Below are 17,293 nucleotides of genomic sequence, written 5' to 3'. Positions count from 1 at the left end.
TTCCCCTCCATATCCATCTCCACTTCCCTCACCCTCCACGGAGTTTCAACTCCTATCGCTCTCGCGTATAATTCAGTGCTTTCCATCCTCTCCACTTACTCTTTTCCATCCCATTTCCCAAGCTAACTGATGAAGAACCATCCTTTCAGCTGCCTCAGTCTTTAGGAAATTTTTCTTCCAGGGATGCGAGGGTCGAGACGGAGACAAAGGGGGAAACATCCCCTCCCAACCGGGCCACTTCCTTCACGATCCGGGAACTCAGGAAGATGCAATCCTCGCGGGGCGTCAGGAAGATCGTCTCGATCTTCGGCTCAAGGCGGCGGTTCGTCAGGGCCATCTGAAATTCAAATTCGAAGTCGGAGACCGCCCTCAACCCGCGGATGACCACAAAGGCCCCACGACGACGGCAGAAATCGACCAGCAGTCCGTTGAGCGGCTCGACCAAGAGTCCCTCGTGCGGACCAACACTCTTTTGGATCAGATCGACCCTCTCAGCAGTCGTGAAGAGCGGGTTCTTGGCCTCATTGTCCGCCACGCCGACGATCACCTCGTCAAAGAGACCGAGCGAGCGGGTGATCAGGTCGAGATGACCATTCGTGACCGGGTCGAAGCTTCCCGGATAGATCGCGCGTCTGTGGCTCATAAAACGAGGAAAGGATTACTCCCACTCGATGGTGGCGGGCGGCTTGCTGGAGACATCCAGCACGCAGCGGTTCACACCCTTCACCTCGTTGATGATGCGGCTGGAGATCTTGGCCAGCAAGTCATACGGCAAACGCACCCAGTCGGCAGTCATGCCATCCTGGCTCTCTACGACGCGCAGGGCGATCGTGTAGTCGTAGGTGCGCTCGTCACCCATCACGCCGACCGACTGGACCGGCAAGAGGACGGCGAAGGACTGCCAGACCTTAAAGTACCAGCCCGAGGCCTTCATTTCCTGAAGGACGATCGCGTCGGCGTCGCGCACGATGCGGAGACGCTCCGGCGTGATCGCACCAATGATGCGAACGGCCAGGCCTGGGCCGGGGAAAGGCTGACGGTCGACCACTTCCTGGGGGAGCCCCAGTTCGCGACCCACCTCGCGGACCTCGTCCTTGAAGAGCTGACGCAGTGGCTCCACGAGCTCGAATTTCATATCCTCCGGGAGACCACCGACATTGTGGTGGCTCTTGATGAGCGAGGCGGGATTCCCGGCGATGGAGACGCTCTCGATGACATCGGGATAGAGAGTCCCCTGCGCAAGAAAGCGGAAGGGGTGCTTCGAGCCCTTAGCCGATTTCCGGAGCTCCTCGGCTGAGCGCTCGAAGATGCGGATGAATTCGGTTCCGATGATCTTGCGCTTTTTCTCGGGGTCGGTGACTCCCTTGAGCTTCCCGAGGAAGCGATCGGCCCCATCGACGATCTTTAGCCGGATTTTGAAATTTCGCCCGAAGAGCCTGCCGACCGCATCCCGCTCCCCAGAACGCAGAAGCCCATTATCAACGAAGATACAGGTGAGCTGATCACCGATCGCCTTGTGGATGAGTGCCGCCGCCACGCTCGAATCTACCCCGCCGCTGAGCCCGAGAATCACGCGCCCGTCACCTACCTGGTCGCGGATCTGCGCGCAGATGCGCTCAATGAAAGACTCCATTGTCCAGTCGCTCGGGCAACCGCAGATACCATGGATGAAGTTCTGGATGATGGCCTTTCCCTTCGGGGTGTGGTGCACCTCGGGATGGAACTGCATTCCATAAATTTTTCTTTTGGCATCAGCGATGACCGCATGGGGTGCGTTTTCGGTCTGCCCGATGGCGGTGAAGCCCTTGGGCAATTTCTCAACGCGGTCGCCATGGCTGTTCCAGACATCGATCTTCTTGGGTAACCCCTTGAAGAGCGGTGAAGCGCCGATGGTGGAAAGAACCCCCTTTCCATACTCACGATGGGTGGAGCGGGCCACGGATCCACCCAGATCGCGGGAGAGGAGCTGCATGCCGTAGCAGATACCGAGGATCGGAAGGCCCAGATCGTAGATCGCTGGGTCAACCTTCGGGGCCTTCGGAGCGTAGACGCTTGCGGGACCACCCGAGAGGATGATCCCCTTTACGGTCCCGTCAGCGACGATCTCGCTGGCCTTGGTTGTGTGAGGCAGGATCTCGGAAAAGACCCGGCACTCACGCACGCGTCGGGCAATAACCTGCGTGTATTGGGATCCAAAATCGAGGATGACGATCTTGGATGTTGCCTTAGGTGTCTTGAGGGCTTTTGGTGCTTTGGAAGGCTTGGAGGATTTAGCGGGTGACTTCTTGACTGCGGTTTTCACAATTTTTTTAGACAGGGTTGGCATCTCGGTCGGAATGGAAAAGGGTGTCGTCTGGGTTCTAGGTTGGGCTCTGGGCTTATTGGAAGTCATTCCCAAATTGGCCACCCATGTCGCCCTTCATCACCTTTTCGTTATACAGTTGCCCTTTACCCTCAAGCCCCTTAACGGCTGTGTCGGCGACATCATCGACATTACTCTCAGCCGTGGCGCAACCGGTCAGACAGAAGGCGGGGATCATGATAAGGACGGAGGCGAGAAGAATTCGGAGAAGATTCACCCTGCGACCCTAAAAGATCCGATCCAGAAGGCAATACGGGAAGGATGGACAGAAAAGGATGAAAGCTGAAACCTGAGACCTGAAAATGAAAAGTGGTATCCCTCCCGATCTGCTCTTGGAGGCCTATGCCTCGGGGATCTTCCCGATGGGGATGCCTGACGGGGAAATCCGTTGGTACTCGCCCGACCCCAGAGGCATCCTCCCGCTGGAGGAATTTCACACGCCGCACGGACTCAAGAGGATTCTCAAAAACCGTAGCTGGGATGTCCGTATCGACACGGCGTTTCAAGAGGTCATGCAGGCCTGTGCGTCACGCGAAGAGACTTGGATTACGGAAGTGATCGCAGAGAGCTATACCCTCCTTTTTGAGAGCGGCCATGCTCATTCGGTGGAGGTCTGGCAGGATGATAAGCTGGCGGGGGGACTCTATGGAGTCTCCATCGGCGGAGCCTTCTTCGGAGAGTCGATGTTCCACCGTGTCACCGATGCCTCGAAGGTCGCGCTCTGGCATCTCGTGGAGATCTTGAAAAAGGGGGGCTTTACATTGCTCGACAGCCAATGGACCACCCCCCATCTGGAACAATTCGGTGCCAGGGAAATTCCACGGACTGACTATCTGGAAAAACTGGCCACCGCACTTACCATAAAAACCACTTTCTCAAAGCCGCGTAATTTCCTTTGAACGCGAGGCACCCTGGCAACGTCAGACCATCATGACAGACACCCTCCTCAATATGACCCTCTCCCTTTTGGGTGGAGGCCTCACCTACCTGGCCCTCAACCATCTTGTTTCCAAACACGATCAGTTGCCCGCCAAGGCTCAGCAATAATAGCCCCGCCCCTTTTCAGAAAGGAGGTGTAGGTATTGCCATTTTGGTCAGAGGTGAGATTCCCATTGGCACTCCCCACTCGGATCAATCCCATTCACCGGCCCATTCCCCACATATCGGTAGATATTAATATCTCCTGCTTGGAACCTGATCGGATCGGTCTGTAAAAACCTCCCCAGCGTCGCGCTATAGACCCTGTTCCTGTAATCATAAATGCCGATTTGGCTAATCAGTTCACGGCCTGTGAAGAGGAAACGGTTGCCCTGACCGGAAACCGTCAGCACATTCCCTGCGCCATCCGTGATGGCCGCTGTCCCATAGACATCATAGGTGTAGCGTTCCTGCATGGCCCCCGTGCTATCAGTGATCGTAGTCACGTTTTGGTTCCCATCCTGGATGTAGTACACCGCACCTGTGGGGGAAATCTTGGCATCGAGACTCAGGAAAAAGGGATTTTATCTGAAACTCAGGAAATGGAAAATTTCTCGAACCGACCCCTTTTCTTAGGAAATGAACCTATTTCTGAACGCATCACCTATCGCGAGATTTATACGAAATCCTTAGAAATAACAATCCAGATATTAAAAAAATAATCCCTGTTATATATGCTTCTTTCCCGTTGAGTTGTATAGATTGATATTTTCCTATATGACCAGTATAAATCGTGTTTATTCCTATGAGGATTAGAAAAACTGAAATCATTCCAGAGAAGTTTATGTAAGATTTCATATGTTAAAAACCCTAAGGATTAATGCTATTATAAATAATTGAACCAATGTTTCCTAACAATTGCGCACGATTTGATGGCGGAGTAGGATATATAGCCCCCTCAATAACATTCCCTAAATTATTGGCTGCATTCACAACCTGCTGTGGATTCTGGATAGCATACCCCACAGCAGCATTGAAGCCAGCAGTTGCTAAGGCTCCAATAGCCGGAGCAGCGGCTACCAAAGCCTCTCCTCCAGTTGCAATTGCCGCCGCGCCTAAAGCTGCTATTCCTAAACCCTTGAAGTTGGCACCCGGATCAGTTCCTCCGGGCAGATTGGGAGCATACCCTCCACCTAGTACATTATTGTTGCCCAGCCCTGGATTGTAAGCTGGGTTAAAAGGGCACAACCCCATCGGATCGGTCCCACTCACCGGCCCATTCCCCACATACCGGTAGATATTGATATCCCCGGCCTCGAACCTGATCGGATCGGTTTGGAGGAATCGACCCAGCGTCGCTGAGTAAACGCGATTCCGATAGTCATACAGCCCGATTTGAGAAACGAACTCCCTTCCCGTGAACATAAACCGATTGCCCTGACCGGAAACCGTCAGCACATTCCCCGCAGCATCCGTGATGGTCGCTGTACCATAGACATCATAGCTGTAGCGTTCCTGAACGGCTCCTGTGCCATCAGTGATCGCTGTGACATTATGGTTCCCATCCTGGATATAGTACACCGCACCAGTAGGAGAGATTTTAGCCAATATGTCATCACTCTGAGGCCCATGGATGTAGCGGGCTAACTCATTGCCTGCGCCGTCATAATCCTCAATGAGGTTCCAGCCATCATAGGCATAGGAAGTTGTGACTCCATTGATGGTGCGACTCACGACTCGATTGCGTGCAATGTCAGAAATCACCATTGTGCTAGAAGTATTGCTTCATAAGGTGATATAAGAATACTAATTTCCTACTCCCCACTCAAATATGTCAATTTGCAACGACTGACTCATTTTACATTGAGGTTACTTAGATACATCATTTCTATCACTGTAGATTACATAATTATCAAATGAAATTTCTCTTGATTTGAGATCGTACGATTTTTCATTGAAAATATCATATTTGAATTCCCCGATATAATATTGCGGTTTTTCAGAAAACATATTTTTGGTATATGCGCAAGATATAGTTAAATATCTATCTTCGATTTTCCAACCAGTAGCAGTCCAATAGAGGTTTTCCATCGATTTGAACGGCGGGTTGATTTGAATTAGCTGCCAATGATTATCTGAAAAATTTAGCATCTGAACGATAGTTTCTTTATACACATGATTCATTGTGTATATTCTATTTGAATCTTTGCTCCATTGAATCCTGTATGTAGGAGTGGAATTATTTTCGATGATATAATTTTTCCCTTTATAATATATATTATAATATGTAATAGTCCCGCCTTTGGGGCTGGGTTTATCAGATATAAATATATAGCTTTTCCCATCCGGAGAGAAGATTTTCTTATCGTTTTTTACACTTGAACAATGTAAATGGGCGCAAAGCAGAATATTTAAAGCCAATATTACATTTAATATACTTTTCATTTTCCTAAAAAAGTATTTTGGTATGAACTTGACCGTGGCTTTTGTCGCCCGGAAAAAAGGGATATGGACCACTTTTATTATTATGCTCTACACCAAGGCCTAAAGCCTTTGCAGCAGCTTCGTTAAATTCAGGTTTGTTGGTATGTTCTTTTGCATGAGCTTTATCAGTTTTATCAAATACTACAGCATCCACAGATTTTCCATTTGCTTCAATTTTGACATGGTCTCCGACATGCGCATATGATTCATAAGGTGCATTTACGCCTGGTGAAGTAGGATCATATTTATCACCTGCTGATGTTTTATCGCTATGTTTATTATCAGGATATTTACCATCGGTACCATACTTATTGTAATTAGGATCTCCGTCAGTGTCAATACTTGCATCGCCTTCTTGACAGTATAACCCCATCGGATCCGTCCCATTCACCGGCCCATTCCCCACATAGCGATAGATATTGATATCCCCGGCCTCGAACCTGATCGGATCGGTTTGGAGGAATCGCCCCAGCGTCGCTGAGTAAACGCGATTCCGATAGTCGTAGATGCCGATTTGGCTTATCAGTTCGCGCCCGGTGAAGAGGAAACGGTTCCCCACTCCTGATACGGTCAGAGTATTGCCAGAAGCATCCGTGATGGTCGCTGTACCATAGACATCATAGCTGTAGCGTTCCTGAACGGCTCCTGTGCCATCAGTGATCGTCGTCACGTTTTGGTTCCCATCCTGGATGTAGTACACCGCACCAGTGGGAGAGATCTTAGCCAATATGTCATCACTCTGCGGCCCATGGATGTAGCGGGCGAGTTCGTTACCACTCGCATCGTAATCCTCAATGAGGTTCCATCCATCGTAGGCATAGGAAGTTGTGACTCCATTGATGGTGCGACTCACGACTCGATTGCGTGCATCGTAGCTCACGCTCATAGTGTTGGTACCGCTCCGTGCTGTTGCAACCCTATTTTGACTCGCTCGCGCCCGCTCGTCTCGCCCCACCGCTATAGCTTGGGGCTGTGCTGCTGCACACTCTATCCAAGCCGTTCCCACGGCTATGTATTGAGCATCGTAGGTGTAGGTATTGCCATTCTGATCGCTCGTGAGGTTGCCATTGGCATCGGAGCTCACTAGGAGTCCACCAATCCTGGTGTACTGGTTACACGCATTGGCTAGGTATGGGATGGTGGTGCTATTGCCACTCCCACTTCCACTTCCACTTGCGGTCGTGGTGACGCTTGTCCTGTTACCCACAGCATCATAGGCATAGGTAGTCCTTGCCCCACTGGCATAGTTCACTCCGGTGAGCTGGCTGATCGGGTCATAGGCGTAGCTATCGCGCTTAGCACCCTGGAGGGTGCTTTCTGAGCGGGTGGTGCGGCGACCGAGGCTATCAAGGCTGTAGCTGTAGGAATAATGTGTCATTCTGAATGACCGACCCTTTTTTTCTAGGCGTTATGCGTGGGACCCTTTTTTCACTTTTTAACCCTTATTTACGTGGAGAGCCAATTTCCAGTCGTGCAATGTCATTGCCAACATAATAAACACGAACATAAACCCCTTTACGAACAGTTCCTCCATGCGCTTGGGTTTTTCGAAAACCAGGACTAATAATATAATCAGAATATTGGAATTTATTTCCGGAAACAATAAAAGATTCATATCCATGTCCAGAAAGTGGCATTGGATTAAATTCAGTAACAACTCCTTCAGTTATCAAACAACGATTTTCACGAAGCGCTTTCGAAAGTTTGTTATGGCTAAATGTTGTAAAAAATAGAGCTAATATAGTCCACAGAATGCCAAATCCCACAAAAGCAAAAGTGAGCGACTGCAAAGCAGAAGGATAAAGCCATCCTCTAAAGACGATAAAAACAATTCCAAAAGCTATAAAAGTAATTCCAATGGCAGGAAAGATCCATTCAGAACTACCATTTTCAATCAAATCATATACTTTGTGATACTTCATAAATAGATTATTGATCTATAATTTTATTTTTCTTTTGTTGCATAATCCACGACTAACTAAATAATAATTACGGCTACCAAAATGAAATCGGTGGTGTGATAGCAGTAAAAGTTTGCGTTTTTGATCCAGATATCGGCGTAAGCCCTGGACCGACAGAAGCGCTATATCCAACTGTTTTTCCTGATCCATTCTGATGAACCGTACCACCTAATTTTCCAACCCCTAAGCTACCGTTGATAAAAGGTCCTGCAAAAACTGAAGCACCACCATTGATATAGCCCCAATTACCAGAGATAGACATATCAAGACCTTGCCCTGTGCCAGCTGAAGCAAATAAACCAAAACCGTCTTGACTTGAATAAACCCCCAGTTCAAATGTTGCTCCACCAAATGGAATAATGCTAATATTAATTCCAAAGAATGTTGTTATATTATTTATTCCGCACTCCCCCATGGGATCAACCCAATTCACCGGATCATTCCCCACATATCGGTAGATATTAATATCCCCTGCCTCAAATCCGATCGGATCAGTCTGGAGGAATCTCCCCAACGTCGCGCTATAGACTCGATTGCGATAATCATAGAGCCCGATCTCGCTGAGGTACTCACGGCCTGTGAAGAGGAAGCGGTTGCCCACTCCTGACACCGTCAGCACATTCCCACCAGCATCGGTGATGGTCGCTGTCCCATACACATCATAGGTGTAGCGTTCCTGCACGGCCCCCGTGCTATCAGTGATGGTCGTCACGTTTTGGTTCCCATCCTGGATATAGTACACCGCACCAGTAGGAGAGATTTTAGCCAATATGTCATCACTCTGCGGCCCATGGATGTAGCGGGCTAACTCATTGCCTGCGCCGTCATAATCCTCAATGAGGTTCCATCCATCGTAGGCATAGGAAGTTGTGACTCCATTGATGGTGCGACTCACGACTCGATTGCGTGCATCGTAGCTCACGCTCATAGTGTTGGTACCGCTCCGTGCTGAAGTCAATCTGTTCTGCGCATCGTAGGTGTAGGTATTGCCATTCTGATCGCTCGTGAGGTTGCCATTGGCATCGGAACTCACCAGGAGTCCACCAATCTGGTTGTACTGGTTACACGCATTGGCCAAGTAGGGGATGACGATAGAGTTTCCTCCTGCGGTCGTGGTGACGGTGGTTCGATTACCTAGGGCATCATAGGCATAGGTAGTCCTTGCCCCACTGGCATAGTTCACTCCGGTGAGCTGGCTGATCGGGTCATAGGCGTAGCTATCGCGCTTAGCACCCTGGGGCGTGCTTTCTGAGCGGGTGGTGCGGCAACCGAGGCTATCAAGGCTGTAGCTGTAGGATGCTACCGGTGAGGAGAGCCCAGTGAGTCGGCTGGCCGTGTCATAGGTTGCGGTGGTGGTGATCCCATTTTCCAGGGTCCTACTCACGCGCTTCCCATTCCCATCGTACCGGAAGGTTGCCATGCTGGTTCCCTCCACGACGATGCTGGCAGGGAGGTTGCGGCCACTGTAGCCAAGCCCAATCTGTGAGCCGCTTGGATAGGTCTTCCCCGTTCGGTTGCCATCAGGATCGTAGCTGTAGGAGAGGGTATGGGGAGTTTGTCCGGTGACGGATTGGGTTTCACTCAGGAGTTCGTTGGCTGAGTCGTAGCTGTAGCTAATCACCGAGGCGGCATTGCTGAGGCTCAGGAGTCTGCCTGCCACGTCATAGCTCTTGGAGACCCCCTGCGTCCCATCACTCCAAGAGTAGCCGGTATTCCGATTGCGGGCGTCGTAGCTATAGGAGCAGACCTGTCCCGCCCGAGTTGTGTACGTGCTCAAGTTGCCAACGCCGTCGTAGGCCCATTGCTCGATTGTTCCGTCGGGGTAGCTCATGCTTAAGCGGCGGTTGAGGCTGTCGTAGGTGTAGGCATAAGTGCCTCCCTTCGCATCGGTCGTGGAGAGGAGATTGCCGCCACCATCATAGGCAAACACGGTGGTATTGCCTGCTTGATCAGTCGTGCTGGTCAGGCGGTTCATGGTGTCGTAGGTGCTGGAGCTCGTTTTACCATCGGGACGGGTTGAGGAGACAAGATTCCCCTCGGCATCATAGGCATAGGAGGTGGTATTGCCGAGCGGGTCCTTGGCACTTATGCGGCGGTTGCGGTTATCGTAGGTGTAGGTCCAGGCTTTCCCTGTCCCATCCACCATGCGGATGAGGTTATTGACGTTATCGTAGCTGTAACTCGTCGTCGCGGCATCGGCACTTCCTGCCCCCTCGGTCTTGCTGGTCAGGTTCCAGGCTCGGTCATACTGGAAGATGGTCTTCTTGCCACTGGGTAGGGTGACGGAGAGGGGCTTGTTTTCGATGCTGTCGGGCTGATACGCAATCGTTGTGACGCGTCCGAGGGGATCGGTGACGCTCGTGAGCCTGCGGAACTCATCATAGGTGTAGTTCCAGGTAGCACCCCGTTCGTTGCTCTCGCTCTGGACATCACCGTAGAGGGTGTAGGTGAACGATTTGCTGGAGCCGTCGGGGTTGACGCTATTGGTCATCAGGCCCCGTTCGTTGTAGGCCATGGTGGTGGTGTGGCCGAGGGCATCGGTGACCCGGTTCAAGCGGTCGGACGTGTCGTAGCCGTAGGAGGTGACATTGCCGAGAGGATCGGCCTTGGAAAGGCGAAGTCCCCGCGCATCATAGGCGAAGCTCTCGGTGCCACCACTCCGCAGGGTGTGGGTGAGAGGCTGGCCAAGGTTGTTATACGAGAAGGCCTCGCTGCTGCCGTCAGGGTAGCTGATTGCTGTCACGCGATTGCTCGCATCCCGCGCATAGGAGGTGACGTGTCCCAAGTTATCGGTATGGGAGAGAAGGGATTCTTGGGCATTGTAGCTCCATCTTTCCGTCGATCCATCGGGGTAGGTTTTGGTCAGCGGATTCCCCTGCTGTGTCCACGAGAACGAGGTGACGCGTCCGAGGGCATCCTTGCTCGTCGCCATATATCCCTGAGGAGTATAGGTGTAGTAGGTCATGCGGCCATTGGCATCGCTCTCCTGCACAATCGCCGCACCTCCAGGAAGGCCTGAATTGTAATACTGGGTCTCAACGCCACCATTGGCATAGGTGACCGAGGGCTGATGAAGATTGCCATTGAGGAGACTGATCGCGAGGATGGTTCCTCCCGTGACAGCATTCACTTGGGACTGGACAGCTCCTGCAACAGATCCTGTGGTGCTGCTCTGATAGATGGTTTTGTAACGAGGCTGGCGGAGATCATACCGGGGGTCATTCCAGTCTCTCACCAAGGGGCGCATCCCAGGAAATACCTGCGTGAGTCCATAGGTAGCTTTCGTTCCATCGCCATAAATGGCGGCTGTGAGGGAAGGAAAGGTGTAGGGAAGCGTGGGATCGACAAAGGGGGTGTATTGGTAGTTCACCGAACGCCCATCACTACTGGTGACTGAGGAGATGGCCTGCACGGTGTAGGGAGCCTGATTAGAACCAACAACCTTAGCCTGAGAGCCTCCAAATCCGGCTTTGGCGATGGCCGCTGGCTGAAGGAGATTTTCTTTGCCTGCCACAATGAGGTAGCGAATCCGACCGATCTTGCGAGCGGTGCCCAGATCGAGTCCTACGAACCCTCCTGAGGGGGAGGAGGAGACCCATCCGGTACTAGGATTGCCGCTAAAGGCGAGATCGGCGTGCAGGGGGTCAGAGCTAATGATGCTACCAGTAAGCAGGTTCCCTGTGCCTGCTTCGTAAAATTCCAGCCCCGCAATCTGACCATACGACCCATCAGCCTCGATAAGGCGAATATATCGTGCGGCAGTTGTACTCGTTACAGCGACTTCTTGCCAATTTGCAGCGGAGGGTGGCGTAGGAAGTAATGAGGGCAATAAGGTGGCAAAGGTTGACGAGCTGAGCTGAGATCCGGAGAAAGGCTTATAGGCAATGTTAAAGGAACGTCCCGCTGGCTCCGTGATGCTGGTGAGCTGGCGATTGGCATTATAAGCCAAGGACGTGGTATTGCCTGCCGCATCCTTCATTGCCGTCATGAGGCAATAGAAGGAGCTGCCAGATGTGATTTTCTGAAAGATGCAGCGCGTCGAGTCCTTGCGATCCAGTTCAAATCCGGTGGAAGTCTGGATGAGAGTGTCGGTGACTTGCTGCGTCGGCTGCCAAACTCCAGGTGCTGTCTGGACAAAGGTATATTGCGCTCCATCAGGATAGATGAGGATGAGCTGACTCCGTCCCTTTGCATCAGGAGACGTGGGCGCCAGCTCCCATTGCCAGGAATGTCTCCAATAATGGGCCATGCCAAAAAGACTTGCCCCTCCCACGGCTCTCGAATTGCTGTAGCGACTCCAGCGCATCGGGATGCCACCTACAGCTCCCCAGAGGGTGAGGTCATCAATGTGCTTATATTCATTGCCGGTGTAGGGAATGACAGGATCTCCCTTTTTAGCATCGGGGTTGGGTGGATTTATGTCTGAGGGATTATTGGGTGCCGGATTAGGATTTCCAGTTCCTCCTCCACCACCCTTATTACCATTACCGCAGGGTGATTGGCACCATGCACTGGAGGCAATCAAGGTGGAGAGGAGGAGGCTCGCGGTGAGGTATCGTAGGGTGTTCATATCAAGGATCGTGAGTGATGGATTTGTGTAGGTGGCTGTTTTAGTGGCGGTAACCCTGGCGGTCTTAAGAAGTTGTGGGAAAACGAGGAGGGAACGATACGGGAAAATGTTTTCCCAAAATTATGGGGTCTTGCTCACGACTTGCGGAGCGGGGCCGCCCCAGAGCTCGAGTCGTTTTTCTTCGAAACCTCGTCTCAGGGTGATGTGATAGATCCCTCCTTCCTGAGTACTCGTGAAATTGAATCGGAGGGTGCGCTTGTCATCCAGAGTCGCTTGGATGACTGTCTTTGATCCATTGATTTGGCCCCCATCCTCACTCTGAACAGTAATCGTGTCTCCAGCCATGGCTTCCGGATAGGAGACTGTAATTGGAGCAGTGGCTCCGAGTCCGATAGGAACTCTTGGAAATAATCCCAAGTCGTTGGGGGTGAGCCTTACGACACCTTGTCCGCCCGCGCCTACGACCGCACTCATCCGATCACTACCCTGCTCCTTACTAGCAGCAGCGGGTGACTCGAAGGGTTCTAATTTGTTGTCGGGCGACTGTTGAGCGTCCAACCCGGAGGCATTTCCTGACTCACTCAGAGCAGCACTGGTAGTTGCTATGGTTCCGGCAGATCGAAGGAGCGGATCAGGCAGCGGTCCCGCATGGAAATCATTTGCTCTGACTTGTGATGCCGAATTGTTCGCCTGCGCGATGAGGTTGGAGTGAGTGGACCCTGTATTTCCAGCACTACTCGCATTCGTTGGAGTCATACCCACAGAATGATTCGCCCCTTCCCTTTCCCCTCCCGTGGCGATCATGATCGCGAGCGCTACCATCAAAACGATCACCCCAACTCCCAGAACGATGAACGTTGCTGGCTTGTAGATCATTTGCATGAGCGGCGAGCGATTCATAAAGGGCGGACACTGACCCATCACCCCCGTATATTGCCAAACATGTTTTGCAACAATTTTGACACAATCAGACAAACACAAAGAGCTGCTGTAAGATTATATCGCCTTACTTTATTGCTCGTTATCGTTACCCGAATGTAGGGCTAGTTATCTCCAGGAGCAGATGATCGAATCCCTCTGCCAAGGTGAACCGGTGTATTTCCATACATCTTCGAGTGACCGTAGAGCCTAACAATACTACCTCCTCAGAAAGAGGGGGCAATAAGACGGGTCAGCACGTTCGCTATCCCACAGAGCAGGATGAGTGGAACGACGCCCACTTTCTTAGCCTGCAGCAAAAGGAAGGAGATCAGGGCCAGCATGAGGGGAAGCACCGCTAACTGACCGGCAGGCAGAAAGAGGGCCTCTGAAAACCAGAGTGCAAGGCAGGTGATCACGGCCGTCACCACGGCTCCTATCGCAGCCAGTGCCCCCGCCATGCGGGGATTCCGCGCAATCCCCTCAAGATGAGGAGCCAGCGAAAAAATCCAGAGAAAGCTAGGTAAAAAAAGCGACCAGACAGCCACGAGACTTCCCAAAGTGGCGGCAAGTAGAGGCGCTAGAATGCCAGGGGACTTGTAGCAGCCCAGGAAAGCCACGAACTGCAGGGCGATCAGCAGGGGGCCTGGAGTTGTCTCGGCAAGACCGAGCCCGTCCAACATCTCCCCAGAGGAAAGCCATCCCCAATCACTCGAGGCGTGCAGCGAGACATAGGAGAGGGCTGCGTAGGCTCCCCCGAAACTCAGTACCGCAACCTTGCCGAAAAAAAGTCCAACCTGAAACGGCATCGCCTTGGAGCCCAGCCAGAAAAACAGTCCGAGTATTGGAACCAGCCAAATCGCCAGGATGCTCAGTGCCATGCTTAGAGACGAAAGGCAGGAGCTTATCCAACTCCTCGACCTCGATGGGGATTTCTCGGGGGATTCTTCCAGCGCTGAAGGTTTTTTCAGCATCAGCCCTCCGATCAAACCGAATCCCAACACCACAACGGGATAAGGAATGTGTGCCAGAAAGAGAGCAAAGGAAATCATGGCTATCAGCGCAAGAGGCCAACTAGTGACTGTCCGACGTCCGATCTTGAGCAATGCGGAGGCAACGATCGCCACCACAGCAGGCTTCAAGCCATCAAAAAAGAAATGTAGCAATGGCCAGTCGCGGCCTGTCACGTAGAGCAGGCTTAGCACCCAGAGCAGCAGGACCGCAGGCAGTAGAAAGAGTACGCCGGCGGCTATCCCTCCCCGGATCCCGTGAAGACGCCATCCGAGATAGGTGGCGAGTTGTTGGGCCTCCGGGCCGGGCAGAAGCATGCAGAATTGAAGAGCCCTCAGGAACTCGGCCTCTTTGATCCATCCCCTTTTCTCGACCACCTCGGCCTGGAGGATCGCGATCTGACCCGAGGGTCCCCCGAAACCGATACAGCCGATCTTCAGCCAAAGACGCACGGCTTCACTGAAGTTGGGCTTGATTGGATCGGCAACACCCATGACTACTTTCTCTTACCCTTGATTGAATAGCGGCAGCTCCGCCGTCGCATCGGGGGCTCCCGGCATCTTGCGACGGGTTCCAGCCAGGGTCGGACGTCCCTCAGCGTTCAGTTCCGCCTTCTCCAGGTTTGTCAGGATTTCCCGGGCCCGTTCGATCACCGTGGAGGGAAGACCCGCCAAGCGCGCCACCTGGATGCCGTAGCTCCGGTCGGCTGCTCCCTGGATGATTTTTCTCAGGAAAACGATCCGGTCATTTTGCTCGCGGACAGCGACATTGAAATTCCGGACGCCCGAGCGTGTGCGGGCCAGGTCGGGAAGTTCATGGTAGTGGGTCGCAAAGAAAGTGCGGCATCCCGTGATGTCATGCAGGTACTCGGCGACACTCCAGGCAATCGAGAGACCGTCGAAGGTGGCCGTACCCCGCCCAATCTCATCCAGCAGGACAAGACTGCGGGATGTGGCGTTGTGGAGGATATTAGCCGTCTCGCTCATCTCGACCATGAAGGTCGAGTGTCCCTTGGAGAGATCGTCGCTCGCGCCCACACGGGTGAAGATCCGGTCGGTCACGCCGATGCGGGCCGAAGCTGCGGGAATCCAACTTCCCAGCTGGGCCATGACAGTGAGGAGGCCGACCTGCCGGAGGTAGGTCGATTTACCGGCCATGTTCGGTCCGGTGATGATACCCATGCGGTGGTTGGCGGCATCGAGATCGGTATCGTTAGGCACGAAGGCCTCGCCACCGGCGCGCTGGTCCAGCACAGGGTGACGCCCCTCGCGAATCTCCAGCACGGTCGAATCATCGACAATGGGACGGGCATATCCGAAAAGCCGCGCCGTCTCTGCCAGCGAACAAAGGGTGTCCAGCGCACCCGCCGACGCGCCAGTCTCCTGAAGGGGTCGCACCTGCTCTAGGACGGCAGAGCGGAGGCGTTGGAAGATTTCGATCTCGAGGGCCTTAGCACGTTCTTCAGCACCAAGAATCTTACCCTCCATCTCCTTGAGCGCGGGGGTGATGAATCGTTCCCCAGCAGCGGTGGTCTGCTTACGGGTGTAGTCGTCGGGGACACTGCCTAGATTCGCCGTGGTGATCTCGATGAAGTAGCCAAAGACGGCGTTGAACCGCACTTTCAACGATTTGATCCCGGTGCGCTGAATCTCCGTTTCCTGCAACGCGGCGATCCAGTCCTTACCCTCGGTGGAAGCATTCCGAAGTTCATCCAGTCCTGCGTCGAATCCAGAACGGATCATTCCTCCCTCGCGGATTGTGGGTGGAGGCTCATCGACAATCGCGGATTGAAGGAAAGCGGTAAGTTCCGGAAGCGGATGCAGATTCTCACTGAGTTGGCTAAGCAGGCCTCCTCCGCACGCGGCGAGCGTTTCCCTGAGGGCAGGTAATGATCCCAACGATGAGGAAAGGGTGGCCAGGTCGCGTGCGTTACCCGAATTCTGGCTGAGACGGGAGATAGAGCGCTCTATGTCACGGATGCCACCGAGGCGGTCGCGCAGGTCTCCCAACTTCATCGGTGCGGAGATCAGAAATCCTATCGCATCTTGCCTCCCGTTGATTGCTGCCGGATCGATCAGCGGGCGCAGGACCCAGTCCCGCAGAGTACGGGCTCCCATGGGGGTGATTGTCCTGTCTAGGGCTCCGAGAAGAGTCATCCCTCGTCCGGCCCTAGAGGAGACCAGCTCCAGATGTCCCTGCGTGGAGGCATCCAGCAGCAGATGCTCGGCCTGCCGATAGGCCCTGAGTGAACGGAGATGCCCGGCATCGCGGCGAAGCGTGCGCGTGAGGTAGTGAAGCAGAGCGCCGGCGGCGGTGACTCCGATGGGCACATCATTCACCCCGAAGCCATCGAGCGAATGGACCTTGAAATGGGAAAGTAGCAGCTCCTTGGAGGCCATGGGATCGAAGAGATAAGCCTCCACCTCCTCAGGCTCGGGAAAACCAAAAGGCAGACCGTTCTGCAAATCTCGGAACAACTCTTTTCTTCCCTCAGGAACCAAGATCTCAGCCGGGGCCATCCGGACCACTTCGTCGAGCACTTCCTCGGCGGACGAAAGCTCCGTGATGCGGAACTCACCCGTACTCAGGTCCGCGCAGGCAAGACCGAAGATTCCTCCCTCCTTGGCCGGCGGTAGGATGGCAGCAGTGAAATTGTGGCTTTTCTCCTCAAGACCGGCATCTTCCAGAGTGCCGGGACTCAGAATCCGCGTGATCTCGCGGCGGACCAGCTTGCCGGGCTGAACCTCTCCCACCTGCTCGCAGAAAGCGACACGGCGACCGGCGGCAAGCAGCTTCTCCATGTAGCCGCGTGCGGCATGGTACGGTACTCCGCACATCGGCACGTCGCCACGCTTGGTGAGAGCGACATTCAGGATCGCCGAGGCCTCCTTGGCATCGTCGAAGAACATCTCGTAAAAATCACCGAGACGGAAAAGCAGAAAGGTGCCCGGCGGCAGGTCACGCCGCAAAGCGTGATACTGCTTCATCATCGGCGTTCCCTCGGCGGCCATAAATTAGGTGATTAGGCTGAAGACTGAAGGCTGTTAGCAGAGAACCTATAAGGGGATC

Annotated in this window: 13 protein-coding genes; 1 reads left to right on the top strand and 12 read right to left on the bottom strand. The window is 53.2% G+C overall.

What is annotated here, in order from left to right; all coding sequences use genetic code 11:
* Window positions 1-154: 154 nt before the first annotated feature.
* Genes coaD through K8R57_11310 form a run of 3 tightly spaced genes read right to left on the bottom strand, consistent with a single transcriptional unit; the run spans window position 155 to window position 2,579 of the window.
* Window positions 155-643 (bottom strand): pantetheine-phosphate adenylyltransferase, encoded by a 489-nt coding sequence (gene coaD / locus K8R57_11320; protein MCE9588888.1) that lies wholly within the window; start codon window positions 641-643, stop codon window positions 155-157.
* A gap of 15 nt (window positions 644-658) precedes the next feature.
* Entirely contained in the window at window positions 659-2,326 is a 1,668-nt protein-coding gene (gene guaA, locus K8R57_11315; protein MCE9588887.1) for a glutamine-hydrolyzing GMP synthase, read from the bottom strand.
* Between the two features lie 52 nt (window positions 2,327-2,378).
* Window positions 2,379-2,579: a hypothetical protein gene (locus K8R57_11310; GenBank protein MCE9588886.1), complete on the bottom strand. Its 201-nt coding sequence runs from the start codon at window positions 2,577-2,579 to the stop codon at window positions 2,379-2,381.
* A gap of 85 nt (window positions 2,580-2,664) precedes the next feature.
* Here K8R57_11310 and aat point away from each other — a divergent pair, with 85 nt between their 5' ends.
* Window positions 2,665-3,261 carry a leucyl/phenylalanyl-tRNA--protein transferase gene (gene aat, locus K8R57_11305; GenBank protein ID MCE9588885.1) on the top strand — a complete coding sequence of 199 codons (597 nt, stop codon included), beginning with the start codon at window positions 2,665-2,667 and terminating at the stop codon, window positions 3,259-3,261.
* Window positions 3,262-3,456: 195 nt separating this feature from the next.
* Here aat and K8R57_11300 read toward each other — a convergent pair whose 3' ends face one another.
* The 9 genes from K8R57_11300 to mutS form a co-directional block, all read right to left on the bottom strand.
* On the bottom strand, window positions 3,457-3,786 hold the full coding sequence (locus tag K8R57_11300; GenBank protein MCE9588884.1) for an RHS repeat-associated core domain-containing protein: 330 nt from the start codon (window positions 3,784-3,786) through the stop codon (window positions 3,457-3,459).
* A 364-nt stretch (window positions 3,787-4,150) separates the two neighbouring features.
* Complete coding sequence (locus K8R57_11295) at window positions 4,151-5,014, bottom strand: RHS repeat-associated core domain-containing protein (GenBank protein MCE9588883.1); 864 nt, start codon at window positions 5,012-5,014, stop codon at window positions 4,151-4,153.
* 135 nt (window positions 5,015-5,149) lie between these two features.
* On the bottom strand, window positions 5,150-5,725 hold the full coding sequence (locus K8R57_11290) for a hypothetical protein (GenBank protein ID MCE9588882.1): 576 nt from the start codon (window positions 5,723-5,725) through the stop codon (window positions 5,150-5,152).
* A gap of 4 nt (window positions 5,726-5,729) precedes the next feature.
* Window positions 5,730-7,142 carry an RHS repeat-associated core domain-containing protein gene (locus tag K8R57_11285; protein ID MCE9588881.1) on the bottom strand — a complete coding sequence of 471 codons (1,413 nt, stop codon included), beginning with the start codon at window positions 7,140-7,142 and terminating at the stop codon, window positions 5,730-5,732.
* Between the two features lie 64 nt (window positions 7,143-7,206).
* Complete coding sequence (locus K8R57_11280) at window positions 7,207-7,686, bottom strand: hypothetical protein (GenBank protein ID MCE9588880.1); 480 nt, start codon at window positions 7,684-7,686, stop codon at window positions 7,207-7,209.
* 73 nt (window positions 7,687-7,759) lie between these two features.
* A complete protein-coding gene (locus tag K8R57_11275) occupies window positions 7,760-12,295 on the bottom strand; it encodes a DUF6531 domain-containing protein (GenBank protein MCE9588879.1) in 4,536 nt (1,511 codons plus the stop codon).
* A 120-nt stretch (window positions 12,296-12,415) separates the two neighbouring features.
* On the bottom strand, window positions 12,416-13,195 hold the full coding sequence (locus tag K8R57_11270) for a hypothetical protein (protein MCE9588878.1): 780 nt from the start codon (window positions 13,193-13,195) through the stop codon (window positions 12,416-12,418).
* A 245-nt stretch (window positions 13,196-13,440) separates the two neighbouring features.
* Window positions 13,441-14,718, bottom strand: a complete 1,278-nt coding sequence (chrA, locus tag K8R57_11265; GenBank protein MCE9588877.1) for a chromate efflux transporter — start codon at window positions 14,716-14,718, stop codon at window positions 13,441-13,443.
* A gap of 12 nt (window positions 14,719-14,730) precedes the next feature.
* Window positions 14,731-17,235, bottom strand: a complete 2,505-nt coding sequence (mutS, locus tag K8R57_11260) for a DNA mismatch repair protein MutS (GenBank protein ID MCE9588876.1) — start codon at window positions 17,233-17,235, stop codon at window positions 14,731-14,733.
* Window positions 17,236-17,293: the final 58 nt, after the last annotated feature.

Source organism: Verrucomicrobiota bacterium, from assembly GCA_021413925.1.
Classification (GTDB): Bacteria; Verrucomicrobiota; Verrucomicrobiia; order Chthoniobacterales; family UBA6821; genus UBA6821.
Note: the sequence above shows the minus strand (reverse complement) of the source record. Positions and strands in the feature narration are given on the sequence as shown.

Coding starts and splice junctions, on each gene's coding strand:
- K8R57_11270 (MCE9588878.1), bottom strand. CDS start 13,195: ATGAATCGCTCGCCGCTCATGCAAATGATCTACAAGCCAGCAACGTTC.
- mutS (MCE9588876.1), bottom strand. CDS start 17,235: ATGGCCGCCGAGGGAACGCCGATGATGAAGCAGTATCACGCTTTGCGG.
- K8R57_11285 (MCE9588881.1), bottom strand. CDS start 7,142: ATGACACATTATTCCTACAGCTACAGCCTTGATAGCCTCGGTCGCCGC.
- K8R57_11280 (MCE9588880.1), bottom strand. CDS start 7,686: ATGAAGTATCACAAAGTATATGATTTGATTGAAAATGGTAGTTCTGAA.
- K8R57_11290 (MCE9588882.1), bottom strand. CDS start 5,725: ATGAAAAGTATATTAAATGTAATATTGGCTTTAAATATTCTGCTTTGC.
- coaD (MCE9588888.1), bottom strand. CDS start 643: ATGAGCCACAGACGCGCGATCTATCCGGGAAGCTTCGACCCGGTCACG.
- chrA (MCE9588877.1), bottom strand. CDS start 14,718: ATGGGTGTTGCCGATCCAATCAAGCCCAACTTCAGTGAAGCCGTGCGT.
- K8R57_11275 (MCE9588879.1), bottom strand. CDS start 12,295: ATGAACACCCTACGATACCTCACCGCGAGCCTCCTCCTCTCCACCTTG.
- guaA (MCE9588887.1), bottom strand. CDS start 2,326: ATGCCAACCCTGTCTAAAAAAATTGTGAAAACCGCAGTCAAGAAGTCA.
- aat (MCE9588885.1), top strand. CDS start 2,665: ATGAAAAGTGGTATCCCTCCCGATCTGCTCTTGGAGGCCTATGCCTCG.